The organism is Pseudomonas sp. PA-1-3F (assembly GCF_021609665.1).
Taxonomy (GTDB): domain Bacteria; phylum Pseudomonadota; class Gammaproteobacteria; order Pseudomonadales; family Pseudomonadaceae; genus Aquipseudomonas; species Aquipseudomonas paracarnis.
In genome coordinates this window covers 37,868-60,895 of sequence record NZ_WJZD01000028.1, presented here as the reverse complement: position 1 = coordinate 60,895, position 23,028 = coordinate 37,868, and the positions used below count along the sequence as shown (strand labels likewise).

Annotated in this window: 23 protein-coding genes; 13 read left to right on the top strand and 10 right to left on the bottom strand. The window is 61.4% G+C overall.

The features are described from left to right. Nucleotides 1-20: 20 nt before the first annotated feature. The 3 genes from thiE to GIV26_RS19925 all read left to right on the top strand — a co-directional run bounded on the left by thiE (nt 21) and on the right by GIV26_RS19925 (nt 2,726). Complete coding sequence (gene thiE, locus GIV26_RS19935; protein ID WP_014720063.1) at nt 21-650, top strand: thiamine phosphate synthase; 630 nt, start codon at nt 21-23, stop codon at nt 648-650. Nucleotides 651-661: 11 nt separating this feature from the next. Next, the gene (gene hemL / locus GIV26_RS19930; RefSeq protein WP_236281935.1) at nt 662-1,945 is read left to right on the top strand and encodes a glutamate-1-semialdehyde 2,1-aminomutase; all 1,284 of its coding nucleotides are present in this window, start codon (nt 662-664) and stop codon (nt 1,943-1,945) included. Nucleotides 1,946-2,171: 226 nt separating this feature from the next. Continuing rightward, a complete protein-coding gene (locus GIV26_RS19925) occupies nt 2,172-2,726 on the top strand; it encodes a tetratricopeptide repeat protein (RefSeq protein ID WP_034126914.1) in 555 nt (184 codons plus the stop codon). Between the two features lie 127 nt (nt 2,727-2,853). Here GIV26_RS19925 and GIV26_RS19920 read toward each other — a convergent pair whose 3' ends face one another. Continuing rightward, on the bottom strand, nt 2,854-3,180 hold the full coding sequence (locus GIV26_RS19920) for a DUF1820 family protein (RefSeq protein ID WP_003215457.1): 327 nt from the start codon (nt 3,178-3,180) through the stop codon (nt 2,854-2,856). Nucleotides 3,181-3,310: 130 nt separating this feature from the next. Here GIV26_RS19920 and miaB point away from each other — a divergent pair, with 130 nt between their 5' ends. The 5 genes from miaB to lnt all read left to right on the top strand — a co-directional run bounded on the left by miaB (nt 3,311) and on the right by lnt (nt 8,739). Then, nucleotides 3,311-4,639, top strand: coding sequence for a tRNA (N6-isopentenyl adenosine(37)-C2)-methylthiotransferase MiaB (miaB, locus tag GIV26_RS19915; protein WP_014720071.1), 1,329 nt, complete (start codon nt 3,311-3,313; stop codon nt 4,637-4,639). A 230-nt stretch (nt 4,640-4,869) separates the two neighbouring features. Beyond that, nucleotides 4,870-5,874 carry a PhoH family protein gene (locus tag GIV26_RS19910; RefSeq protein ID WP_019818064.1) on the top strand — a complete coding sequence of 335 codons (1,005 nt, stop codon included), beginning with the start codon at nt 4,870-4,872 and terminating at the stop codon, nt 5,872-5,874. Continuing rightward, nucleotides 5,867-6,325, top strand: coding sequence for an rRNA maturation RNase YbeY (gene ybeY / locus GIV26_RS19905; RefSeq protein ID WP_003194442.1), 459 nt, complete (start codon nt 5,867-5,869; stop codon nt 6,323-6,325). Before GIV26_RS19910 ends, ybeY begins: the two co-directional genes overlap by 8 nt. A 42-nt stretch (nt 6,326-6,367) precedes the next feature. Next, on the top strand, nt 6,368-7,207 hold the full coding sequence (locus GIV26_RS19900) for an HlyC/CorC family transporter (protein ID WP_003194444.1): 840 nt from the start codon (nt 6,368-6,370) through the stop codon (nt 7,205-7,207). A gap of 8 nt (nt 7,208-7,215) precedes the next feature. Then, nucleotides 7,216-8,739 (top strand): apolipoprotein N-acyltransferase, encoded by a 1,524-nt coding sequence (lnt, locus tag GIV26_RS19895; protein WP_034126913.1) that lies wholly within the window; start codon nt 7,216-7,218, stop codon nt 8,737-8,739. Between the two features lie 106 nt (nt 8,740-8,845). On the opposite strand, the gene GIV26_RS19890 is transcribed toward lnt, so the two are convergent. Both GIV26_RS19890 and GIV26_RS19885 read right to left on the bottom strand, forming a co-directional pair. After that, entirely contained in the window at nt 8,846-9,607 is a 762-nt protein-coding gene (locus tag GIV26_RS19890; RefSeq protein ID WP_034126912.1) for a YdcF family protein, read from the bottom strand. A 97-nt stretch (nt 9,608-9,704) separates the two neighbouring features. Next, on the bottom strand, nt 9,705-10,010 hold the full coding sequence (locus GIV26_RS19885; protein ID WP_020301951.1) for a hypothetical protein: 306 nt from the start codon (nt 10,008-10,010) through the stop codon (nt 9,705-9,707). Nucleotides 10,011-10,271: 261 nt separating this feature from the next. Here GIV26_RS19885 and leuS point away from each other — a divergent pair, with 261 nt between their 5' ends. From leuS to GIV26_RS19860, 5 genes are all read left to right on the top strand, one after another. Continuing rightward, nucleotides 10,272-12,878, top strand: a complete 2,607-nt coding sequence (leuS, locus tag GIV26_RS19880) for a leucine--tRNA ligase (protein ID WP_003194453.1) — start codon at nt 10,272-10,274, stop codon at nt 12,876-12,878. Between the two features lie 87 nt (nt 12,879-12,965). After that, complete coding sequence (locus tag GIV26_RS19875) at nt 12,966-13,571, top strand: LPS-assembly lipoprotein LptE (protein ID WP_014720078.1); 606 nt, start codon at nt 12,966-12,968, stop codon at nt 13,569-13,571. 39 nt (nt 13,572-13,610) lie between these two features. Further along, the gene (holA, locus tag GIV26_RS19870; protein ID WP_089042512.1) at nt 13,611-14,648 is read left to right on the top strand and encodes a DNA polymerase III subunit delta; all 1,038 of its coding nucleotides are present in this window, start codon (nt 13,611-13,613) and stop codon (nt 14,646-14,648) included. 234 nt (nt 14,649-14,882) lie between these two features. Continuing rightward, nucleotides 14,883-15,047 (top strand): alternative ribosome rescue factor ArfA, encoded by a 165-nt coding sequence (gene arfA, locus GIV26_RS19865; protein WP_003176285.1) that lies wholly within the window; start codon nt 14,883-14,885, stop codon nt 15,045-15,047. A 62-nt stretch (nt 15,048-15,109) separates the two neighbouring features. After that, the gene (locus GIV26_RS19860; protein ID WP_003194458.1) at nt 15,110-16,435 is read left to right on the top strand and encodes a lytic murein transglycosylase; all 1,326 of its coding nucleotides are present in this window, start codon (nt 15,110-15,112) and stop codon (nt 16,433-16,435) included. 115 nt (nt 16,436-16,550) lie between these two features. Here the strand turns inward: GIV26_RS19860 and GIV26_RS19855 are convergent, their stop codons facing one another. The 7 genes from GIV26_RS19855 to mltB all read right to left on the bottom strand — a co-directional run bounded on the left by GIV26_RS19855 (nt 16,551) and on the right by mltB (nt 23,020). Beyond that, nucleotides 16,551-17,471: a S66 peptidase family protein gene (locus GIV26_RS19855; RefSeq protein WP_236281933.1), complete on the bottom strand. Its 921-nt coding sequence runs from the start codon at nt 17,469-17,471 to the stop codon at nt 16,551-16,553. Nucleotides 17,472-17,623: 152 nt separating this feature from the next. Beyond that, complete coding sequence (gene lipA, locus GIV26_RS19850) at nt 17,624-18,625, bottom strand: lipoyl synthase (protein ID WP_161793230.1); 1,002 nt, start codon at nt 18,623-18,625, stop codon at nt 17,624-17,626. A 25-nt stretch (nt 18,626-18,650) separates the two neighbouring features. Further along, the gene (gene lipB, locus GIV26_RS19845; RefSeq protein ID WP_034126907.1) at nt 18,651-19,298 is read right to left on the bottom strand and encodes a lipoyl(octanoyl) transferase LipB; all 648 of its coding nucleotides are present in this window, start codon (nt 19,296-19,298) and stop codon (nt 18,651-18,653) included. Continuing rightward, nucleotides 19,298-19,579, bottom strand: a complete 282-nt coding sequence (locus GIV26_RS19840) for a DUF493 domain-containing protein (RefSeq protein ID WP_005791752.1) — start codon at nt 19,577-19,579, stop codon at nt 19,298-19,300. Before GIV26_RS19840 ends, lipB begins: the two co-directional genes overlap by 1 nt. A gap of 85 nt (nt 19,580-19,664) precedes the next feature. Then, nucleotides 19,665-20,822 carry a D-alanyl-D-alanine carboxypeptidase family protein gene (locus tag GIV26_RS19835; RefSeq protein ID WP_003194468.1) on the bottom strand — a complete coding sequence of 386 codons (1,158 nt, stop codon included), beginning with the start codon at nt 20,820-20,822 and terminating at the stop codon, nt 19,665-19,667. A gap of 183 nt (nt 20,823-21,005) precedes the next feature. After that, entirely contained in the window at nt 21,006-22,010 is a 1,005-nt protein-coding gene (locus tag GIV26_RS19830; protein ID WP_054918115.1) for a septal ring lytic transglycosylase RlpA family protein, read from the bottom strand. After that, nucleotides 22,010-23,020: a lytic murein transglycosylase B gene (mltB, locus tag GIV26_RS19825; RefSeq protein ID WP_054896188.1), complete on the bottom strand. Its 1,011-nt coding sequence runs from the start codon at nt 23,018-23,020 to the stop codon at nt 22,010-22,012. Before mltB ends, GIV26_RS19830 begins: the two co-directional genes overlap by 1 nt. Nucleotides 23,021-23,028: the final 8 nt, after the last annotated feature.

Below are 23,028 nucleotides of genomic sequence, written 5' to 3'. Positions count from 1 at the left end.
GTCAGCAAGGGGTTTGCCCGATGAAACTACGCGGCCTTTACGCCATTACCGACAGCCAGCTGTTGGCCGGCAAATTCCTCGCCTACGTCGAGGCGGCGCTGGACGGTGGCGTCACCCTGTTGCAGTACCGCGACAAAAGCAGCGACGAGGCACGGCGCCTGCGTGAAGCCGAAAAGCTGTACGAACTGTGCTCACGCTACAAGACCCAATTGATCATCAATGACGATGCCGAACTGGCCGCGCGCCTGGGCGTCGGCGTGCACCTGGGCCAGACCGACGGCCCGCTGACCTCGGCCCGGGCATTGCTCGGCGCCAAGGCGATCATCGGCGCCACCTGTCACAGCCAGATCGAACTGGCCGAACAGGCCGCCAAAGAAGGCGCCAGCTACGTGGCCTTCGGCCGCTTCTTCAATTCCACGACCAAACCCGGCGCACCTGCCGCCACCGTTGACATGCTGGCCCAGGCCCGCAAGCGCCTGCACCTGCCGATCTGCGTGATCGGCGGCGTCACCCTGGAAAACGCCGAGCCGCTGGTGGCCCACGGGGCCGACCTGCTCGCCGTGGTCCATGGCCTGTTCGGTGCCGACAGCACCCAGGAAGTCACTCGCCGCGCCCGTGCGTTCAACGACCTACTTAAATCTTCAGTTTAGAGAGCCCGATCATGTCCCGTTCCGAAACCCTGTTTGCCAACGCCCAGAAGCACATCCCCGGCGGTGTGAACTCCCCCGTGCGTGCGTTCAAGAGCGTGGGCGGCACGCCGTTGTTCTTCAAGCATGCCGAAGGCGCCTACGTCACCGATGAAGACGACAAGCGCTATGTCGACTATGTCGGCTCCTGGGGCCCGATGATCCTCGGCCACAGCCATCCGGACGTGCTGGACGCGGTGCGCCAGCAACTGCAGCACGGCTTGTCCTACGGCGCCCCGACCGCGATGGAAACCGAGATGGCCGACCTGGTCTGCTCGATCGTGCCGTCGATGGAAATGGTGCGCATGGTCAGCTCCGGCACCGAAGCCACCATGAGCGCGATCCGCCTGGCCCGTGGTTTCACCGGCCGCGACAACATCATCAAGTTCGAAGGCTGCTACCACGGTCACTCCGACAGCCTGCTGGTAAAAGCCGGCTCCGGCGCGCTGACCCAAGGCGTACCCAATTCCGCTGGCGTACCTGCGGCGTTCGCCAAGCACACCCTGACCTTGCCGTTCAACGACATCGCGGCCGTCGAGCAGATGCTCAGCGAAGTCGGCCAGGACGTTGCCTGCATCATCGTCGAGCCAGTCGCCGGCAACATGAACTGCGTTCCACCGGCCCCGGGTTTCCTTGAGGGCCTGCGCGAGCAGTGCGACAAGCATGGCGTGGTGCTGATTTTTGACGAAGTGATGACCGGTTTCCGGGTCGCCCTCGGTGGCGCCCAGGCTTACTACGGCGTCACGCCAGACCTGAGCACCTTCGGCAAGATCATCGGCGGCGGTATGCCGGTAGGCTGCTTCGGCGGCAAGTGCGAGATCATGCAACACATCGCCCCGCTCGGCCCGGTATACCAGGCAGGCACCTTGTCGGGTAACCCGCTGGCAATGGCCGCCGGCCTGACCACCCTGCGCCTGATCAGCCGCCCGGGCTTCCACGCCGAGCTGACCGACTACACCACACGCCTGCTCGACGGCCTGCAACAGCGCGCCGATGCCGCCGGCATCCCGTTTGTGACCACCCAGGCCGGTGGCATGTTCGGCCTGTACTTCAGCGGCGCCGACGATATCGTCACCTTCGATGACGTGATGGGCAGCGATGCCGAGCTGTTCAAGCGCTTCTTCCACCTGATGCTCGAAGGCGGCGTATACCTGGCACCGAGCGCCTTTGAAGCCGGTTTCACTTCGATCGCCCATGGCGAAGCCGAACTGAAATTGACCCTGGATGCTGCCGAGCGCGCGTTCGCGGCCCTGAAATAAGTGACGGCAACCTCTGGCGTTGCCCCTGGCAGCGTCAGATTTGCTACTTTGCTTACAGAGAATTCCTGGTTTTTTCGAGAATTGCCCTGCAATCCGGCAGATAACTTGCCCAAGCAGCAGAAAAACGAGTAAAGACTTTGTAAGCAGAGGCCTGCTTATTTCATAATGCGCGCTTATTGGACTCCCTCGAGGGTCCGCGCGCCCCGTCAGAGGTAAGTCGATTCCCATGAAACGCACCGGCCGCACCCTGGTTCTGGGCTGCCTGTTGCTCCTTCAACCGCTACTGGCACATGCCCAGGCTGGCGGCAACTCGTTGTTAATCCCAGCGATGGGTCGTTGCACCCTCAATACCCAGCCAGAGAGCCAGGCCGAAGCCCTGAGCGCGTGCCAGAAACAGGCCGAGGAAGGGGATGCGCAAGCACAATACGAGTTGGGCGAGTACTACCACGACAGCAAGAACCCGGCCGTTGACCTCAACAAAGCGTTGAGCTACTTCGAGAAAGCCTCGTTGCAGGGCCACGCCCAGGCGCAATACCAGTTGGGCAACATGTTCTTCAAAGGCGAAGGCGTGCCGGCCAACAACGTTCAGGCGTACATCGTGCTGAAAATGGCCGCGGTCAATGGCGCCGAAGACGCACTGGACACCGCCGACGAAGTCGCCGAGCACATGCAGCGCGATGAACTGGAAGTGGCGACCCAGGTGCTAGGGCAGATTTTCCGCAACTACCTGCAGGAATTGCAGAGTGCTGATGGGCGTTCGCCGTTCTCACCCCTTCCCTGATTTTTTGTAGACCTTACATCGCTATCGCAGGCAAGCCAGCTCCCACAGTGACTGCATTCCAGCATTGAAACGCGGTCGAGTGTGGGAGCTGGCTTGCCTGCGATAGACCCCCCCTCGGTCTAAAGCCCTACTTCTCAGGCATCGGCATCGGAAACGGCATCACATTGCTCATGCCCCGAGCTTCACTGATCTTCGGCGTCCCCAAGCGCTCGACTTCATCGATGCGCACAATCGAATGCATGGGCACAAAGCTGCGCACCACACCTTCGAACTGGGCCTTGAGCTTTTCTTCGCCCGGATCGACCACCAACTGGGTGCGCTCGCCAAAGACGAACTCTTCCACCTCTAGGAAGCCCCACAGATCACTTTGATAGATCTGCTTGGCGTACATTTCGAACACCTGGCCCTGGTTGAGGAAAATCACCTTATAGATTGGAGCTTCACGTTTGGTCATGGTGGGCGAACAACACATGGGGATATAAAAGAGGGCGCGAACTATAGCATGGCACCCGATGCACAGCGCTAGGAACCAATGGGCATGCCCCCTATAATGCGCGGTTCTTTACCACCAGTTGACGATTCCCATGGCCAAGAAGCTTTACATCGAAACCCACGGTTGCCAGATGAACGAGTACGACAGCTCGCGCATGGTCGACTTGCTGGGCGAACACCAGGCCCTGGAAGTCACTGCCCGCGCCGAAGATGCCGACGTGATCCTGCTCAATACCTGCTCGATCCGCGAGCGGGCCCAGGACCGTGTGTATTCGCAGCTGGGCCGCTGGCGCGAATTGAAACTGGCCAACCCGGACATGGTGATCGCCGTCGGCGGTTGCGTGGCCAGCCAGGAAGGCGCTGCGATCCGCGACCGCGCGCCCTATGTCGATGTGGTGTTCGGCCCGCAAACCCTGCACCGCTTGCCCGAGATGATCGACGCAGCACGTATCACCAAGCTGCCGCAGGTTGACGTGTCGTTCCCCGAAATCGAAAAATTCGACCATCTGCCCGAACCGCGCATCGATGGGCCGAGCGCCTATGTGTCGGTGATGGAAGGCTGCAGCAAGTACTGCACCTTCTGCGTAGTGCCTTACACCCGTGGCGAAGAAGTCAGCCGGCCGTTTGACGATGTGCTGTCGGAAATCATCCACCTGGCTGAAAACGGCGTGCGCGAAGTGACCCTGCTGGGTCAGAACGTCAACGGCTACCGTGGCCAGACCGATGACGGCCGCCTGGCCGACCTGGCGGAATTGATCCGCGTGGTCGCCGCCGTCGATGGCATCGAGCGCATCCGCTACACCACCTCGCACCCGCTGGAGTTTTCCGACAGCCTGATCCAGGCCCACGCCGAAGTACCAGAGCTGGTCAAGCACCTGCACTTGCCGGTGCAATCGGGTTCGGACCGCATTCTCTCGGCGATGAAGCGCAACCACACCGCACTGGAATACAAATCCAAACTGCGCAAACTTCGCGCCGCCGTGCCGGGCATCTGCATCAGTTCGGACTTTATCGTCGGCTTCCCGGGCGAAACCGAGAAAGACTTCCAGCAAACCATGAAGCTGATCGAAGACGTGGGTTTCGACTTCTCCTACTCGTTCGTCTACAGCCAGCGCCCAGGCACCCCGGCTGCCGACCTGCTGGATGAAACCCCGGAGGCGTTGAAAAAAGAGCGTTTGAACGCGCTGCAACATCGCCTCAATCAGCAGGGCTTCGAAATCAGCCGACAAATGGTCGGTTCGATCCAGCGCATTCTGGTGACCGATTATTCGAAGAAAGACCCGGGTGAATTGCAGGGTCGTACCGAGAACAACCGAATCGTCAACTTCCGCTGTGACAATCCCACGCTGATCGGCCAGTTTGCCGATGTGCACATTGATGCGGCGCAGCCACACTCGTTGCGTGGCTCGTTGATCAACTGATCTCGCTGACCGGATGAAGATCAAAATGTGGGAGCTGGCTTGCCTGCGATAGCGATGTATCAGTGTCCAATGTGCCAACTGACCCACCGCTATCGCAGGCAAGCCAGCTCCCACAGGGGTTCTTCAGGGTTATCGAGAGTGGGGCCAGGCTATTTAAGTGCTTTCGCACACCAGCGCCTGGCGTTATTCTCTCTCTCACCTCATCAGCCAAAGGGCGGCTAAAAGCAACCTTGAACGCACCCATAGCAGAACCCCATCGTTTTATCCTCGAGCCTTTTGAGGCTCGCCGTTTCGCCAACCTGTGCGGACAGTTCGACGAGCACCTGCGCCTGATCGAACAACGCCTGAGCATCGAGATCCGCAACCGCGGCAATCAGTTCGAGCTCATTGGTGAACCCCAACACACCACGTCTGCAGAAAACCTGCTGCGCCGTCTCTACCGCGAAACCAAGGGTAGCGAGCTGTCGCCGGAGACCGTGCACCTGTACCTGCAGGAGTCGGCTGTGGAAGACCTGGCCAATAACCCGGTGGCCGAAGCCAGCGTAGCCTTGCGTACCAAAAAAGGCATGATTCGCCCACGCGGCTTGAATCAGCAGAAGTACGTCAAGGAAATCCTGGGCAACGACATCAACTTCGGCATCGGCCCGGCCGGTACCGGCAAGACCTACCTCGCAGTGGCCTGCGCCGTCGACGCCCTGGAGCGCGAGCAAGTGCGGCGCATCCTGCTGGTGCGCCCAGCGGTCGAGGCCGGCGAAAAGCTCGGTTTCCTGCCCGGCGATCTGGCCCAGAAGATCGACCCGTACCTGCGCCCGCTCTACGATGCGCTGTACGAGATGCTCGGTTTTGAATACGTGGCCAAGCTGATCGAGCGCCAGGTGATCGAGATCGCCCCGCTGGCCTACATGCGTGGCCGTACGCTCAACAACAGCTTCATCATTCTCGACGAAAGCCAGAACACCACCGTCGAGCAAATGAAGATGTTCCTCACCCGTATCGGTTTCGGCTCCACTGCCGTGATCACGGGCGACATCACCCAGGTCGACCTGCCCAAGGGCACCAAGTCGGGCCTGGGCCAGGTGATCGAGGTGCTCAAGGACGTGCCGGGTATCAGCTTCACGCACTTCATGCCCAAGGACGTGGTGCGCCACCCGCTGGTGCAGCGCATTGTCGAAGCCTATGAGCGTTTCGAACACCGCGACGACGCGCCCGCCAAGGACGCTCGCCACGATGCTTGAGCTAGACCTGCAACTGGCCACCGACGCGCCCGCCCCCAGCGAAGCCCAGTTCCGCCAATGGTGTGAACTGGCTTTGCGCCAGCGCACCGCTGACTCGGAGCTGACCATTCGTCTGGTGGACGAGGCCGAAGGCCGTGAGCTGAACCACACCTGGCGCCAGAAAGACTACGCGACCAACGTGCTGTCCTTCCCCGCCGACGTGCCCGACGAATTGCTGGATATCCCGCTGTTGGGCGACCTGGTGATCTGCGTCGCGGTGGTCGAGCGAGAAGCGGCGGAACAAGGCAAGGAACTTGAGGCCCATTGGGCCCATCTAGTCATCCACGGCTGCTTGCATCTCTTGGGTTACGACCATATAGACGATGACGAAGCCGAGGAAATGGAAGCACTGGAACGAACGTTGCTTGCAGAACTGGGTCACCGCGACCCATATGCAGACGACGAAAGCTGATCAACACTCAACTGTCATATCAAAGGATTTAGAGTAATCGCTATGAGCGAAGACCGATCGAGCAACGGGCAGAAGTCATGGCTGGGTAAACTGACCCAGGCTTTTGCCCACGAGCCGAAAAACCGCCAGGAGCTCTTGGAGCTGCTGCGCGATGCACACCAGAACAAGTTGCTGGACAGCGAAGCGCTGGCCATCGTCGAGGGCGCCATCCAGGTGGCTGACCTGCAAGTACGTGACATCATGGTCCCGCGCTCGCAGATGATCAGCATCAAGGCGACCCAGACCCCACGGGAATTCCTCCCGGCCGTGATCGACTCGGCGCATTCGCGCTACCCGGTGATCGGTGAAAGCCATGACGACGTCATGGGTGTCCTGCTCGCCAAGGACCTGCTGCCGTTGATCCTCAAGGAGAATGGCGACAGCTTCAACATCAAGGACCTGCTGCGCCCGGCCACCTTCGTGCCCGAGTCCAAGCGCCTGAATGTGCTGCTGCGCGAGTTCCGCGCCAACCACAATCACATGGCCATTGTGATTGACGAATACGGCGGCGTGGCCGGCCTGGTCACCATCGAGGACGTGCTGGAGCAGATCGTCGGCGACATCGAAGACGAGCACGACGTCGAAGAAGACAGCTACATCAAGCCGCTGCCCAGCGGTGACTTCCTGATCAAGGCACTGACGCCCATCGAAAACTTCAACGAGTTCTTCGACAGCGAGTTTTCGGACGATGAGTTCGACACCGTCGGCGGCCTGGTGATGAGTGCGTTCGGGCACCTGCCCAAGCGTAATGAAACCACCGAGATCGGTGCCTATCGCTTCCGCATCCTCAATGCTGATAGCCGTCGTATCCATCTGATCCGTTTGACACCCATCGCCCGCTAAGGACTGACATGCGCCGTCTCACCTCACCCGGCTGGCCCGGTAACTTGCTGGCCGTGGTGGCCGGCGCCATCACAACCCTGGCGCTGGCGCCGTTCGATATCTGGCCGTTGGCGCTGGTAGCGGTCGGCCTGTTCTATATCGGCCTGCGGGAGCTGACACCCCGCCAGGCCCTGGGCCGTGGCTGGTGTTTCGGCTTCGGCCTGTTTGGTGCCGGCACCAGTTGGATCTACTACAGCATCCACCACTTCGGCGGCGCTTCGGTGCTGCTGGCGGGGTTCCTGATGCTGCTGTTCACCGCCGCCATCGCCTGGTTCTTTGCCCTGCCCGCCTGGCTATGGGCGCGCTGGTTGCGCCGTAACGAAGCACCACTGGCGGATGCATTGACGTTCGCCGCGTTGTGGGTCGGCCAGGAAGCCTTTCGTGGCTGGTTCCTTACCGGTTTCCCGTGGTTGTACTCCGGTTACAGTCAACTCGATGGGCCGTTGACCGGCCTCGCGCCATTGGGTGGGATGTGGCTGATTTCCTTCGCCCTCGCGCTCACTGCCGCATTGCTGTGCAACCTGCCGCGCCTGCTGGCCAGCAAGCGCAATGCCTTCATCGGCGCGGGCCTGTTATTGCTGGTTGCGCCCTGGGCGATTGGCCTGGCACTCAAGCATCACGCCTGGACATCGCCGTCTGGTGCGCCCCTGAGCGTGGCTGCGATTCAGGGCAACGTCGAGCAAAGCATGAAGTGGGACCCGGACCAGCTCAATGCACAGTTGGCGCTGTACCGCGACATGAGCCTGAGTTCCAAGCGCGTCGACCTGCTGGTCTGGCCGGAAACTGCCGTGCCGGTGCTCAAGGAGTCCGTGGAGGGCTACCTGGGCATGATGGGCAAGTTTGCCGCCGACCGGGACAGCGCGTTGATCACTGGGGTACCGATTCGCCAGGAAGTGCACCACCAGAAGCGCTACTTCAACGGCATCACCGTGGTCGGCGAAGGCGACGGCACCTACCTCAAGCAAAAACTGGTGCCGTTTGGCGAGTACGTTCCGCTGCAGGACATGCTGCGCGGGCTGATTGCCTTCTTCGACCTGCCCATGTCGGACTTCGCCCGCGGCCCTTCTGACCAGGCCATGCTGCAGGCCAAGGGTTATCAGATTGCGCCGTTCATTTGCTATGAAGTGGTGTACCCCGAATTCGCCGCCGGCCTGTCGGCCCAGAGCGACCTGCTGCTGACCATCAGCAACGACACCTGGTTCGGCCGCTCCATCGGCCCGCTGCAGCACCTGCAAATGGCGCAAATGCGTGCGTTGGAGGCTGGCCGCTGGATGATCCGCGCCACCAACAACGGCGTGACCGGGCTGATCAACCCGTTTGGGCAGATCACCGCGCAGATCCCGCAGTTCGAGCGTGGCATTCTCTATGGGGAGGTGGTGCCGATGCATAACCTCACGCCGTACCTGCAATGGCGTTCGTGGCCGTTGATCATTGTGTGTGTGCTGCTCTTTGGCTGGGCGCTGTTGGCGGCTCGGATGGCCAAAACGGTCTGACCTGTGGGAGCTGGCTGCGATGGCGGTGTATCAGTGCCCTGAGTGCTCACTGACCCACCGCCATCGCAGGCAAGCCAGCTCCTACATTTGATCTCCTGTGTTGCACCTATCGGTAGAACAACCGATACCCCACCTGCCCCACCGCTTCATTTATCAACTGCCCGCTTTGCCACACCGCCTTGACCTCCGGCATCCAGCCACCCAGCGGTCGGCCATGGTCGACACCCAAAAAGCCCACCGGCCCCGGCACCACGGTGAAGCCGGCCTTTTCAAAACTCCATACCGAACGCGGCATGTGCCAGGCCTGGGTCACTACCACTACACGCTTGATGCCTTGCGGCAACAAAATCTCGGCGCTCATCTGGGCGTTTTCCCAGGTAGTGCGGCTGCGCTCTTCTTTCCAGCGCACGGTGACACCGAAGTCATCCTGCATCGACACGGCCATCAGCTCGGCCTCACTGGGCGGCGTGCCGTAGTGCAAGCCGCCGCTGGTCAGCACTGGCAAACCGGATGCCTTGGCCAGCCGCGCGGCAAAACGCTCACGTTCCAGGCCAATACCGGTGGGCTGGTCGCTGCCCCACGCAATGTCTCCACGCTCGCGCCCCGAGCCCAGCACCACAATCGCATCGGCACGCTGGGCCAGGGTAGCCCAGTCTTCCCGGGCCAAAGGCGGCTCTGTCTCCAGGGCACGGGCGCCCCATTGCACCATCACTGGCAGGCTTATCAACCACATTCCGCCCAGCCCCAGGGCAAAGCACAAGCCCGCCAGGCGCGGACGACTGCGGCGAAACCACCAGGCACACGCCAACAACAGCAGAAAAATACCGGGCGGCAACAACAGTTGTTTAATGAAATAACGAAAAGGCATCGGGCATCTCCAAAGATGCCCGAAGCCTAGATGCATCGGGGTTTTGCAACAATCCTTACCGACAACATTTTGATAACGCTAACGGATAACGCGGGGCTCACTTGCACCGCACGGAGCGGAAGTTCTCTGGCCCGCGGCCGGTCGCCAGGTCTTTGAGCCAGATGACCTTGGCCGAATGAGCAGGCGGGGAAGCCTGCCCATGGGAGGCGCGGTCGTGATTCAACGCCAGATAGTTCTTGATCAATTCAAGCTCCGCCTGACTCAAGCCTCGCAACTCCAGCTCCAGAGGCCGTTCATCACGCAATCGGCCTGCGGTTCTTGCGGCGTCCAATGCCCGACCCAAACGGTCGATCAATCCTTCATACAACTGCGGTTTCGTTAAAGTTCGCTGCGATTCAACCATCCCCTCACCTCATTGAAGAAATACTTGCTCCCCACTAAACAGCGTAGCCCCCGTTGCTGCGCCTGCCCGGTGCCGCGACAGACGGCCCTTGGCGCGCAATCAGGGTTTCCCTCGATAGAGTGGGGTCATGTATGCTACGGCGCTTCCTGTAACTCCACTTCCCGCAGGGTTTGGGCACGGACGCGCCGCTTCTTGGTGTCGAACAACCCGGACAGTGCACCGAAGAGGATTAGGCCCCCCCTATCCAGTTCAAAAGTAGCCATGCACGAACAATATCAGCCCCGTGAAATAGAAAATGCCGCCCAAACCTTCTGGGACGAGCAAAAGTCCTTTGAAGTCAGTGAACAGCCAGGCAAGGAGACTTACTACTGCCTATCGATGTTCCCTTACCCCAGCGGCAAGCTACACATGGGGCACGTGCGCAACTACACCATCGGCGACGTGATTTCGCGCTACCAGCGCATGCTCGGCAAGAACGTGCTGCAACCCATGGGTTGGGACGCCTTCGGCATGCCGGCAGAAAACGCCGCGATGAAAAACAACGTGGCGCCCGCCAAGTGGACCTACGAAAACATCGCCTACATGAAGACCCAGTTGCGCAGCCTGGGCCTGGCGGTGGACTGGTCCCGCGAGGTCACCACCTGCAAGCCGGATTACTACCGCTGGGAACAATGGCTGTTCACGCGCCTGTTCGAAAAAGGTGTGATCTACAAAAAAAGCGGCACCGTGAACTGGGACCCGATCGACCAGACCGTACTGGCCAACGAACAGGTCATCGACGGTCGCGGCTGGCGTTCCGGCGCGCTGATCGAAAAGCGCGAAATCCCGATGTACTACTTCAAGATCACCGCCTACGCGGATGAACTGTTGTCGAGCCTTGACGATCTGCCGGGCTGGCCTGAACAGGTCAAGACCATGCAGCGCAACTGGATCGGCAAATCCAAGGGCATGGAAGTGCAGTTCCCGTACAACGTCGACTCCATCGGCGAAGCCGGCGCACTCAAGGTGTTCACCACCCGCCCCGACACCCTGATGGGCGCGACCTACGTCGCCGTGGCCGCCGAACACCCGCTGGCCACCCAGGCCGCACAGAACAACCCTGAGCTGCAGGCGTTCATCGCTGAATGCAAAGGCGGCAGCGTAGCCGAAGCCGATGTCGCCACCCAGGAGAAAAAAGGCCTGCCGACCGGCCTGTTCGTCGAGCACCCGTTGACCGGCGAGAAACTGCCGGTTTGGGTCGCCAACTACGTATTGATGCACTACGGCGATGGCGCCGTCATGGCCGTGCCGGCCCACGACGAGCGCGATTTCGAATTCGCCACCAAGTACAGCCTGCCTATCAAGTCGGTCGTGCGTACCAGCTCGGGTGATACCAACCCCGCTCCGTGGCAAGACGCCTACGGCGAGCACGGCACGCTGATCAACTCCGGCGAATTCGACGGCCTGGACTTCCAGGGCGCGTTCGACGCCATGGAAGTGGCCCTGATCAAGAAAAACCTCGGTGCCTCGCGCACCCAGTTCCGTCTGCGTGACTGGGGCATCAGCCGCCAGCGCTACTGGGGTTGCCCGATCCCGATCATCCACTGCCAAACCTGCGGTGACGTGCCGGTACCGGAAGACCAACTGCCGGTCGTGCTGCCAGAAGACGTGGTGCCGGATGGTGCTGGCTCGCCGTTGGCGCGCATGCCCGAGTTCTACGAGTGCAGCTGCCCTAAATGCGGCGCGCCGGCCAAGCGTGAAACCGACACCATGGACACCTTCGTCGAGTCCTCGTGGTATTACGCTCGTTATGCCTCGCCGCACTATGAAGGCGGCCTGGTGGAGAAATCCGCAGCCGACCATTGGTTGCCAGTGGATCAGTACATCGGTGGCATCGAACACGCCATCCTCCACCTGCTGTACGCGCGCTTCTTCCACAAGCTGATGCGTGACGAAGGCCTGGTGAGCTCCGATGAGCCATTCAAGAACCTGCTGACCCAGGGCATGGTGATCGCCGACACTTACTATCGCCGCGAAGCCAATGGCGCCTACACCTGGTTCAACCCGGCGGATGTCGAGCTTGAGCGTGACAGCAAGGCCAAGGTCATCAGCGCGAAGCTGAAAGCCGACGGCCTGCCGGTGGAAATCGGTGGCACCGAGAAGATGGCCAAGTCCAAGAACAACGGCGTCGACCCACAGTCGATGATCGATCAGTTCGGCGCCGACACCTGCCGCCTGTTCATGATGTTCGCCTCGCCGCCTGACATGAGCGCCGAATGGTCCGACTCGGGCGTCGAAGGCTCGCACCGTTTCCTCAAGCGTGTCTGGCGCCTGGCCCACGCTCATGTCAGCCAGGGCCTGCCGGGCAAGCTGGATATCGGCGCGTTGAACGACGAGCAGAAAGCCGTTCGCCGCAGCATCCACCTGGCTATCCGCCAGGCCAGCCAGGACGTTGGGCAGAACCACAAATTCAACACCGCCATCGCCCAGGTGATGACGCTGATGAACGTGCTGGAAAAAGCCTCGCAGGCGACCGAACAAGACCGTGCGCTGATCCAGGAAGGCCTGGAAACAGTTACCCTGTTGCTCGCGCCGATCACGCCGCACATCAGCCATGAACTGTGGAGCCGTCTGGGCCACAGCGGTGCCGTCATCGATGCCGCCTGGCCGGTGCAGGATGACAGCGCCCTGGTACAGGACACGCTGCAACTGGTCATCCAGGTTAACGGTAAACTGCGTGGCCAGATCGACATGCCGGCCAGCGCCAGCCGTGAAGAGGTTGAAGCAGCTGCACGTATCAATGAGAACGTGCTGCGCTTTACCGAAGGCCTGACCATCCGCAAGGTGATCGTGGTACCCGGCAAACTGGTCAATATCGTCGCCAGCTAAATCGGATCGGGCGCGGGGCTTGGCCCCGCGCCGAACTAAACCTTTAGGGCCCGATAAGGCCCACCTGGTTTCAAGGGGAGCAACAAAATGATCAAACGCAATCTGCTGGTTATGGGCCTTGCCGTGCTGTTGAGCGCTTGCGGCTTCCAGCTGCGCGGCACCGGCACCAATGAGCTGTCGCTCAAGGAACTCGACGTCAGCGCCCGCAACGCCTACGGCGAAACCGTCACCCAGCTGCGCCAGACCCTGGAAAACAGCGGTGTGCACGTGTACAACGGCGCAACCTACAAACTGATCCTGACGGATGAGCGAGAAACCCAGCGCAATATCAGCTACGCCAGTGCTGGCCGTGCGTCCGACGTCGAGTTGAACACAGCGCTGATGTTCGAAATACAAGGCCGTGATCAGTTGCCGTTGATGGGTGACAAGATCCAGGTGCAGAAAGTGGTGAGCCACGATGGCAACAACCTGGTGGGTTCGGACTCCGAGACCATCCAGGTGCGCAAGGAAATGCGTCGTGAGCTGATCCAGCGCATGATGACTCGCCTGCAAATGCTCACCCCGGAAAAACTGGCTGAGCTGCAGCAAGTGGCCGACAACAAGGCCAAGGCTGACGCCGACGCCCTGAAAGCCGCGCAGGAATATGAAGACAACACACCGAAACAGTCGCCTGTTGAAGTCCCTGTCGAGTAAGCCAGACGGGGCGCCCCTGGCGCCCCGTTCGCCCCGCCTATGAAACTTGCCCCCGCCCAACTCGCCAAGCACCTGCAAGGTGGCCTTGCGCCTGTCTATATCGTCAGCGGTGATGACCCGCTGCTGTGCCAGGAAGCGGCCGACGCTATTCGCACCGCCGCACGCCAACAAGGCTTCGATGAACGCCAGGTCTTCAGTGCCGACGCCAGTTTCGACTGGGGCACGCTGCTGCAAGCTGGCGCGAGCATGTCGCTGTTTGCCGAGAAACGCCTGCTGGAACTGCGCCTGCCCTCGGGCAAGCCGGGCGATAAAGGCGCGGCGGCCCTGATGGAATACTGCTCGCGCCCCGCCGAAGACACCGTGTTGCTGGTCAGCCTGCCCAAGCTCGACGGCACCGCGCAGAAAACCAAGTGGGGCAAGGCCCTGGTTGAAGGTCCACAGACTCAGTTCATCCAGATCTGGCCGGTGGACAGCAACCAGTTGCCGCAGTGGATTCGTCAGCGCCTGTCTCAATCAGGTCTCGCTGCGACACAGGATGCCGTGGAGCTGATCGCCGCTCGGGTCGAGGGCAACCTGCTTGCCGCCGCCCAGGAGATCGAAAAGCTCAAGCTGATGGCCGAAGACGGGCAGATCACCGTCGAAACCGTGCAAGGCGCAGTGGCCGATAGCGCGCGCTTTGATGTGTTCGGCCTGGTGGACGCCATCCTCAACGGCGAGCCCGCCCACGCCCTGCGCATGCTTGAAGGCCTGCGCGGCGAAGGGGTGGAACCCCCGGTGATTCTCTGGGCCCTGGCCCGTGAGCTGCGCGTGTTGGCGAACATTGCGCTGCAATACAGCCAGGGCACACCGCTGGACAAATGCTTCAGCCAGGCCCGGCCACCGGTGTGGGACAAGCGCAAACCCCTGATGAGCAAAGCCCTGCAACGGCACTCGGCGCAACGCTGGGCGCAACTGTTGCTGGAAGCGCAGCGCATCGATGCACAGATCAAAGGCCAGGCGGCCGGCTCGCCGTGGATGAGCCTGAGCCGTCTGTCGCTGTTGATGGCCGGCCAGCGCCTGGCGTTGCCTGCCGAATAAACCCTTCTGTACAACAGCACAAAACCCTGTGGGAGCTGGCTTGCCTGCGATGGCGGTGTATCAGTGCCCTTTGTGCCAACTGACCCACCGCCATCGCAGGCAAGCCAGCTCCCACATTGACTCTGCCCACTGCTTATTTGCGACATTTCCCACCTATCGACGGGCTTTACAGCCGGCCCACTTCGGCAGATGATTTGCACCGCTGCATTCCACCCCCAAGCGAGAGAATCCATCATGAGCAAAAAGCCATCCAAGCATGGCCCCAACAAAGCCAAATCCATCATCGCCCAGCCACTGTTCCGCAGCCGTCAGGAACGCGCCGGCAAGGGCAAAGGCAGCTACCGCCGCGAAGCCTTCCAGTCTAATAGCTGGGAGGCTTCTTACTTTCTGGCTGCCTGAAGGCAAGCGCCCCTCTGGCATGATAAGGTCTGTACCTGATTTGTAACCCCCTGGACCTGTGCATGCCCTCTCGTCTTTCTCGTCATTGGCACCTACGCCAATTGATCGCTGCCTCCAGCCTCATTCTGCTCGTCGCCTGCGCCGAAAAACCTACCGCTGCGGACGCTCAACCCCTGCCCAAGCTCCAGACGGCCCCGGCTATCGCGCCTGCCGTGGTTGCCCCGTTGGCGGTGGACAATCTCGATATCCAACCGACCCAGACCTTTGCCGAATGGCAGGCTGGCTTCCGTGCTCAAGCGCTGCAGGCCGGGATCACTGCGGCCGTGTTCGATAACGCTTTTGCCGGCGTCACTCCTGATATGGCGGTGATTCGCGCCGACCGTAGCCAACCGGAATTTTCCCGCCCGGTTTGGGAATACCTCGACGGTGCACTGTCGCCGGTGCGCGTGCGCAATGGCCAGGCACTGCTGGTCAAGTACGCCGATATTCTGCAAAGCATCGAGCAACGCTATGGCGTCGACCGCCAGGCGCTGGTCTCGGTGTGGGGCATGGAGAGCAACTTCGGCGCTTTCCAGGGCAATAACTCGGTGATCCGCTCCCTGGCCACCCTGGCCTATGAAGGACGTCGTCCGGCCTTTGCGCAAGCGCAGTTGCTGGCAGCGCTGCAGATCATCCAGCATGGCGATATTCAGGCCGACCAGATGAAAGGTTCCTGGGCCGGGGCGATGGGCCAGACCCAGTTCATCCCGACCACCTACAACACCCATGCCGTGGACTTCGACGGTGACGGTCGCCGCGATATCTGGAACAGCCCGTCCGACGCCCTCGCCTCCACGGCGCATTACCTGCAAAGCTCCGGCTGGCAGAAAGGCCAGCCATGGGGCGTTGAAGTGCAGCCGCTGCCGTCTGGCTTCGACTACAGCCTGGCCGATGGCGGCGTGCGCAAGACCGTGGCGCAATGGCTGCAACTGGGCATCCAACTTCCCCCTGGCGTGAGCCTGCCGGCCAATGTCGACCAGTTGTCCGCCGCCCTGCTGTTACCGGCCGGCTACCGTGGCCCGGCATTCCTGGTATTGGATAACTTCCGCGCGATCCTCAAGTACAACAATTCGTCGTCCTATGCACTGGCGGTTGGCTTGCTGTCGGAGCGATTTGGCGGCGGCGGTGTGATTCGGGGCAGTTGGCCAAAAGATGAGCTGCCACTGAGCCGTTCGCAACGCATTGACCTGCAGACGGCGCTCAGCGCCAAAGGGTATGACGCGGGTAATGCCGACGGGATTATTGGCGCCAACACGCGCAAGGCGATTCGGGCTGCACAGCAGGCACTGGGCTGGCCGGCGGATGGGTATCCGACGGTGAAATTGCTGGAATCGCTGCAGAACCGCTGAAGTGATCGCTCCCACGCTCTGCGTGGGAGCGCTGCCTTGGACGCTCCGCGTCCGCGGCTGAAGAGGGTGACGCAGAGCGTCACTGGAGGCATTCCCACGCAGAGCGTGGGAACGATCAGGCCTTGAACACCACATCCTGCTCCAACACCACCCGCTGCTCCCCCGCATCCAGGCGCACCAAGGCGCCCATCGGCAATGTCAGGTTCGGATCGCAATGCCCACTGCGCCAGCCTGCCAGCACTGGAATGCACAGCGGCTCAAAGGTCTGCTTCAGCAGACGCGCCAATGCCGCGCTATCCACACCGGCCACATCCCCTACCAACACGCCAGCGACTTGAGCCAGCTTGCCAGCCAGGCGCAGGTGGGTCAGCAGGCGGTCGATGCGATAAAGCGGTTCGTTGACGTCTTCGATAAACAGGATGATGCCGTCAGCGTCTATTTCGTACGGCGTGCCCATGACTGCGGCGATCATCGACAAGTTACCGCCCAGCAAGCGCCCACAAGCCACACCCGGCTCGATTGTGGTCAGCGGGAAGGCCATCGGGTGCGGCAGCACACTGCCGGCGCCCCGTTGGCCACGCAGCAGGCTGAACAAGGAGGATTCGGTGGGCGGCTGTTTGCCACCGAGCAGGTCGGCATTGAGCATGGGCCCGTGGAACGTCACGAAGCCGGCATAGCGGTTGATGGCCAGGTGCAAGGCGGTGATATCGCTGTAGCCCACGAACGGCTTGGGATTGGCGCGTAGCAGGTCGAAGTCCACGGCATCCAGCAAACGGGGCGTGCCATAGCCGCCACGCAGGCAGAGGATGGCATCGATGTCGGGGTTGGCGAAGGCGGCATGCAAATCGCGCAGGCGCACTTCATCGCTACCGGCCAGGTAGCCGTCGCGCTCGTGTACACCAGGGAAAATGTGCAGGTCGTAGCCGCGGGCACGCATCCATTGCCGGGCTTTTTCAACATCCAGCGCGGCGGGGCCGGCGGGGGCGATCAGGCCGAGGGTGCCTTCGGGGCGCAGTGCAGGTACGGCGGCGGTCATCCATGGTTCTCCCTATATGACGCAGAACGAAATGTGGGAACTGGCTCGCCTGCGATGCAAGCGCCTCGGTGTATCAGTGACACCGAGGTGATGCTATCGCAGGCAAGCCAGCTCCCACACAAGCCCGCATTTCACATTGATTCTGGAGCGGCTTACGAAACCAGGCTCGCCTTGACCAGCTTGGCCTGCTCATCGGCGTGATACGAAGACCGCACCAACGGGCCCGAGGCTACGTTCTTGAAGCCCATCTTGTAGCCTTCCTCGGCGAACCAGGCGAAGGTGTCCGGGTGCACGAAGCGCTGCACCGGCAAGTGGCTGCGGGACGGTTGCAGGTACTGGCCCAGGGTCAGCATGTCGATGTCGTGTTCGCGCATGCGCTTCATGACTTCGATGACTTCTTCGTCGGTTTCACCCAGGCCCAGCATCAAGCCGGACTTGGTCGGGATGTGCGGCATCATCTGCTTGAATTTCTGCAGCAGGGTCAGCGACCACTGGTAATCCGAACCCGGCCGCGCAGCCTTGTACAGGCGCGGCACGGTTTCCAGGTTGTGGTTGAACACATCCGGCGGCTCGGCAGCGGTGATGTCCAGGGCGACGTCCATCCGGCCACGGTAGTCCGGCACCAGGGTTTCGAGCATCACGTTCGGCGACAGCTTGCGGATCTCGCGGATGCAGTCGGCAAAGTGCTGGGCACCACCGTCACGCAGGTCGTCGCGGTCTACCGAGGTGATCACCACATACTTGAGCTTCAGGTCGGCGATGGCGATGGCCAGGCTTTCTGGCTCATTGACGTCCAACGGCTTCGGACGGCCGTGGCCGACGTCGCAGAACGGGCAGCGACGGGTGCAGATGTCACCCATGATCATGAACGTGGCGGTGCCGCCAGAGAAGCACTCGCCCAGGTTCGGGCAGGAGGCTTCTTCGCATACGCTGTGCAACTTGTGTTTGCGCAGCAGCGACTTGATACGGTCGACTTCCGGCGAAACCGGGATGCGCACGCGAATCCAGTCAGGTTTCTTCGGCAGTTCGGTGGTCGGGATGATCTTGACCGGGATGCGTGCAACCTTCTCGGCGCCGCGCAGCTTGACGCCGGCTTCCACCTTGGCACGCGGGGCCGGGGCTGGACGCTCAGTGATGTCCAGCGTCGGGATCATGGTTTGCACAACATCAGTAGTCATATCAATCGATTCCGCCCGTCAGGGTCGTCTGCTCTGCATAGTCGAGGTGTTTGACGAGCTGCGCGCGCAGCCGGGCACTTACCTCGGCAAATTCTATGGATGTTGCATGGTCACTCAACTGGGTCATCGCAAGCCCGGCGTAACCGCACGGGTTGATCCGTCGGAACGGCGCCAGGTCCATGTCCACATTCAAGGCCAGGCCATGAAAGGAACAACCGTGGCGAATGCGCAGCCCCAGGGAGGCGATTTTCGCGCCATCCACGTATACACCCGGTGCATCGGGCTTGGCCACGGCGGTCACGCCGTAACTGGCCAACAGCTCGATCAGGCACGTCTCCATGCGGCTGACCAGGTCGCGCACGCCAAACCCCAGCTTGCGCACGTCCAGCAGCAGGTAAGCCACCAGTTGACCGGGCCCATGGTAAGTCACTTGCCCCCCTCGGTCGACCTGCACCACCGGAATATCACCCGGCAGCAGCAAGTGTTCGGCCTTGCCGGCCTGGCCCTGGGTGAATACCGGCGGGTGTTCTACCAGCCAGATTTCATCCGGGGCCGAAGTGCCGCGCTCATTGGTAAAGCGCTGCATGGCATGCCAGACCGGCTCGTATGCCATCCGGCCGAGCTCGCGAAAGCCCAGGACTTGCGACATCACAGCACCATATGCACGAAGCCGGTGGCTCGCAGTTCGCTGTTGATGTTGTAGAGCTGGTCTTGATCGGTCGCAACGATGTGCAACTGGATCGTGGTGTACTTGCCGGTGGAGCTTTGGCGCTCGTCCACGCGGTTGTCGTTGATCGTCGCGTGCTTCCTGACGATCTCGAGAATCTTGTCCTTGCGGCCGACACCGGTATCGCTGATCACCTTGACGGGATAATCCGTCACAGGAAATTCGATCTTTGGCGCCTTTACTTCTACGTCTTTATCGGTCATGGCAGAACAGCCTCGTAAGCGCTAAGCCGTGGCGACGGGCAAAGCCCCGCGTTGGATCAACGCGGGGCTTTGCAGGTGCACACAATCAGTTGAACAAGCCGTAGAAGAATAGACGGATGCTATCCCATACGCGGCGGAAGATACCACCTTCCTCGACAGCATCCAGCGCGATCAGGTCGGCGCTGTGCACCACCTTGTCGTCCAGCTTGACTTCGACCTTGCCGATCACATCACCCTTGGCGATTGGCGCAACCAATTGCGGGTTCAGGGTCATGCTGGCGGCGAGCTTTTTCAGCTGGCCTTTAGGCATGGTCAGGGTCAGGTCGTCGGCCAGGCCGGCCTTGACTTGCGACGTCGCGCCCTTCCACACCGGCGCGGTCGCCAGCTCAGCACCCTTCTGGTAGAAGGTCTGGGTTTCGAAGAAGCGGAAGCCGTAAGTCAGCAGTTTTTGCGTCTCGGCCGCACGGGCCTGCTCGCTGTTGGTGCCGAATACCACGGCGATCAGGCGCTGGCCATCACGTACGGCGGACGACACCATGCAGTAGCCGGCTTCGTCGGTGTGGCCGGTCTTCAGGCCATCGACGGTCTTGTCGCGCCACAGCAACAGGTTGCGGTTAGGCTGCTTGATGTTGTTCCAGAAGAATTCCTTCTGGGAGTAGATCGCATAGTGCACCGGGTCAACGCGGATGATGGCGCGCGCCAGGATCGCCATGTCATGAGCCGACGAATAGTGCTCTGGGTTCGGCAGGCCGGTCGGGTTCATGAAGTGGCTGTTGGTCATGCCCAGCTCACCGGCGGTTTTGTTCATCATGTCGGCGAAGGCGTCTTCGCTGCCGGCGATGTGCTCGGCCAGGGCGACGCTGGCGTCGTTACCGGACTGGATGATGATGCCGTGCAGCAGGTCGCTCACGGTGACTTGCGAACCCACCTTGATGAACATCCGCGAACCACCGGTACGCCAGGCGTTTTCGCTGACGGTAACCGGGTCGTTTTCGCCGATCTGGCCGCGACGGATTTCCAGGGTCGCGATGTAGGCAGTCATCAGCTTGGTCAGGCTGGCAGGCGGCAGGCGTACATCACCGCCGTTTTCGACCAGCACGTTGCCACTGGCGGCGTCCATGAGGACCCACGACTTGGCGGCCAGTTGCGGGGAGGCCGGCACCATTTCAACCGCCCAGGCGGCTGGGGTGATGATCAGCGAGATAAGCAGGCACGTACGTTTGGCTAAGGTGGTGATGTTCATCCGTCTCTCGAAATTGCTTATGGAAACTTGCCCTCGCGGGCAAAACTATTCAGACAGCCCGCTTCCAGACTGTCACGTGTTCGGTTGCCCGCTCACCCCTTGCCCCTGGGTTTTTATTGTTCAACGAGCCAACAACCAGGGTTCAAGCGCGCATGCGCGTCTGAGCCATCAATCCGTTACTGCTTATTCTGCGGTGACCACGCTGGGTTGCCCCAGATTGGCCAGACGCACGCTGTTCTGCACTTGTGCCACTTCGCTCGGCGAGCCGATAGGGCCCATGCGTACACGGTGCAAGGTTTGCTGGTTACGCACGATGGAACTGATGAAGACCGGCGCGCTGACCATGCCGCTGAGCTTGGACCTTAACAGTTCTGCCGCATCCGGGTTGGCGAAAGCGCCGACCTGCAGGTATTGCCCACCGGCCATGGAGGCGCCCGCTGCCACGTGAGGTACCACCACGGTATCAGGCGCATGCTGGGCAGGTGGCGGGGTCCATTGCTCGATCTTGCCGGTGGAGGCCGTCACTTGCGGTTGCGGGGTTGGCGGTTCGTTGAGCATCAACGGCGCGGGTTTGCCACGCTGGGCCCAATACTGCGCCGGATCGATGCCTTCGACCTTGACCCGTGCGGTGCCGGTTTCGGCATAACCGAGTTTCTTGGCGGCCGCGTAGGACAAGTCGATGATCCGGTCCGAATAGAACGGCCCACGATCATTGACCCGCAGGATCACGGTGCGATTGTTGTCCAGGTTGGTCACGCGCACATAGCTGGGCAGCGGCAGGGTCTTGTGGGCCGCGCTCATGCCATACAGGTCATACACTTCGCCGTTGGCGGTGTTCTGGCCATGGAACTTGGTGCCGTACCAGGACGCGGTGCCCGACTGCACGTAAGTCTTGGATTCCTGCAGCGGGAAGTAATTCTTGCCCAGCACGGTATAGGGGTTGGCCTTGTACGGGCCGGTGTGCAGGGTCGGCGTGGCGTCCGGGATCTTCGACACATCCACATCCCACCACGGCGCGCCGTCTTTGTGCGCGCGGTTGATGTCCAGGCCCGGCTGGGCACGTACCACCGCACCGCCCGCCTTCTTGGCCGGCGCACGGTTAGGGGTGGTGGAGCAACTGGCTACCAACAAGGACAACGCGGCGAACGCCACCAGCTTGAGCGGTTTTTTGAACGGCGATACCCGCATTACTTGTTGCCCCGTGCTTGAACCAGCTCATCTGACAGCTGATGCACGGCCATGGCGTACATCACACTGCGGTTATAACGCGTGATTGCGTAGAAATTCTTCAGGCCCATCCAGTATTCAGGGCCATTTGCGCCTTCCAGGCGGAATGCCGTCACCGGCATGTCGTCGCGTGGCGCATTCTGACTCGACCAGCCCAGCGCTCGCAACTCCCCGACGGTCTTGACCGGTTCGATACCTTGGGTCAGGCCCTCGTCGGCGCGCTCGCCCGTGACATCGGCGCGGATAACCACCGGCTCGCCGGCGACCCAACCGTGGCGCTTGAAGTAGCTGGCCACGCTGCCGATGGCATCGTCGGGGTTGCTCCAGATATTGATGTGCCCGTCACCGTCGAAATCCACCGCATAGGCGCGAAAGCTGCTCGGCATGAACTGCGGCAAGCCCATCGCCCCGGCGTAGGAGCCCTTGAGGCTCAGCGGGTCGACCTGCTCTTCGCGGGCCAGCAACAGGAATTCGCGCAGTTCCTTGCGGAAGAACTCGGCGCGGGGCGGGTAATCGAAGCCCAGTGTCGACAAGGCGTCGATCACTCGGTAGCTGCCGGTGTTGCGCCCGTAGAAGGTTTCGATGCCGATGATCGAGACGATCACCTGGGCTGGCACGCCGTACTCCTGCTCGGCGCGGGCCAGTACCGCCTCGTGCTGGCGCCAGAAATCCACGCCGCGGGCGATGCGCGCATCAGTGAGGAACATCGGGCGATAGTCCTTCCACTGCTTGACGCGTTCGGCGGGCCGGGAGATGGCGTCGAGGATCGCCTGCTTTTTCTGGGCTTCGCGGAACACGCCCATCAGTTGCTCACCGGCAAAACCGTAGTCGCGGGTCAGCTCACCGACAAATTCGGCAACCTGGGGAGAGCCATCGTAGTCACCGGCCTGCGCCTCTTGCGTTGCCCCCAGCAGCCCGATCAGGCCCATCCAGGTCGCATGCCGAGTCGCCCAGCCGCGCATTACTTGCATTGACATCT

Excerpts from the sequence above, each read along its gene's own strand:
- leuS (WP_003194453.1), top strand. The coding sequence starts at position 10,272 with ATGCACGAACAATATCAGCCCCGTGAAATAGAAAATGCCGCCCAAACC.
- GIV26_RS19860 (WP_003194458.1), top strand. The coding sequence starts at position 15,110 with ATGCCCTCTCGTCTTTCTCGTCATTGGCACCTACGCCAATTGATCGCT.
- ybeY (WP_003194442.1), top strand. The coding sequence starts at position 5,867 with ATGCTTGAGCTAGACCTGCAACTGGCCACCGACGCGCCCGCCCCCAGC.
- thiE (WP_014720063.1), top strand. The coding sequence starts at position 21 with ATGAAACTACGCGGCCTTTACGCCATTACCGACAGCCAGCTGTTGGCC.
- GIV26_RS19875 (WP_014720078.1), top strand. The coding sequence starts at position 12,966 with ATGATCAAACGCAATCTGCTGGTTATGGGCCTTGCCGTGCTGTTGAGC.
- mltB (WP_054896188.1), bottom strand. The coding sequence starts at position 23,020 with ATGCAAGTAATGCGCGGCTGGGCGACTCGGCATGCGACCTGGATGGGC.
- GIV26_RS19890 (WP_034126912.1), bottom strand. The coding sequence starts at position 9,607 with ATGCCTTTTCGTTATTTCATTAAACAACTGTTGTTGCCGCCCGGTATT.
- hemL (WP_236281935.1), top strand. The coding sequence starts at position 662 with ATGTCCCGTTCCGAAACCCTGTTTGCCAACGCCCAGAAGCACATCCCC.
- GIV26_RS19885 (WP_020301951.1), bottom strand. The coding sequence starts at position 10,010 with ATGGTTGAATCGCAGCGAACTTTAACGAAACCGCAGTTGTATGAAGGA.
- lipA (WP_161793230.1), bottom strand. The coding sequence starts at position 18,625 with ATGATCCCGACGCTGGACATCACTGAGCGTCCAGCCCCGGCCCCGCGT.
- GIV26_RS19925 (WP_034126914.1), top strand. The coding sequence starts at position 2,172 with ATGAAACGCACCGGCCGCACCCTGGTTCTGGGCTGCCTGTTGCTCCTT.
- GIV26_RS19830 (WP_054918115.1), bottom strand. The coding sequence starts at position 22,010 with ATGCGGGTATCGCCGTTCAAAAAACCGCTCAAGCTGGTGGCGTTCGCC.
- lnt (WP_034126913.1), top strand. The coding sequence starts at position 7,216 with ATGCGCCGTCTCACCTCACCCGGCTGGCCCGGTAACTTGCTGGCCGTG.
- holA (WP_089042512.1), top strand. The coding sequence starts at position 13,611 with ATGAAACTTGCCCCCGCCCAACTCGCCAAGCACCTGCAAGGTGGCCTT.
- lipB (WP_034126907.1), bottom strand. The coding sequence starts at position 19,298 with ATGTCGCAAGTCCTGGGCTTTCGCGAGCTCGGCCGGATGGCATACGAG.
- arfA (WP_003176285.1), top strand. The coding sequence starts at position 14,883 with ATGAGCAAAAAGCCATCCAAGCATGGCCCCAACAAAGCCAAATCCATC.
- miaB (WP_014720071.1), top strand. The coding sequence starts at position 3,311 with ATGGCCAAGAAGCTTTACATCGAAACCCACGGTTGCCAGATGAACGAG.
- GIV26_RS19855 (WP_236281933.1), bottom strand. The coding sequence starts at position 17,471 with ATGACCGCCGCCGTACCTGCACTGCGCCCCGAAGGCACCCTCGGCCTG.
- GIV26_RS19840 (WP_005791752.1), bottom strand. The coding sequence starts at position 19,579 with ATGACCGATAAAGACGTAGAAGTAAAGGCGCCAAAGATCGAATTTCCT.
- GIV26_RS19920 (WP_003215457.1), bottom strand. The coding sequence starts at position 3,180 with ATGACCAAACGTGAAGCTCCAATCTATAAGGTGATTTTCCTCAACCAG.
- GIV26_RS19835 (WP_003194468.1), bottom strand. The coding sequence starts at position 20,822 with ATGAACATCACCACCTTAGCCAAACGTACGTGCCTGCTTATCTCGCTG.
- GIV26_RS19900 (WP_003194444.1), top strand. The coding sequence starts at position 6,368 with ATGAGCGAAGACCGATCGAGCAACGGGCAGAAGTCATGGCTGGGTAAA.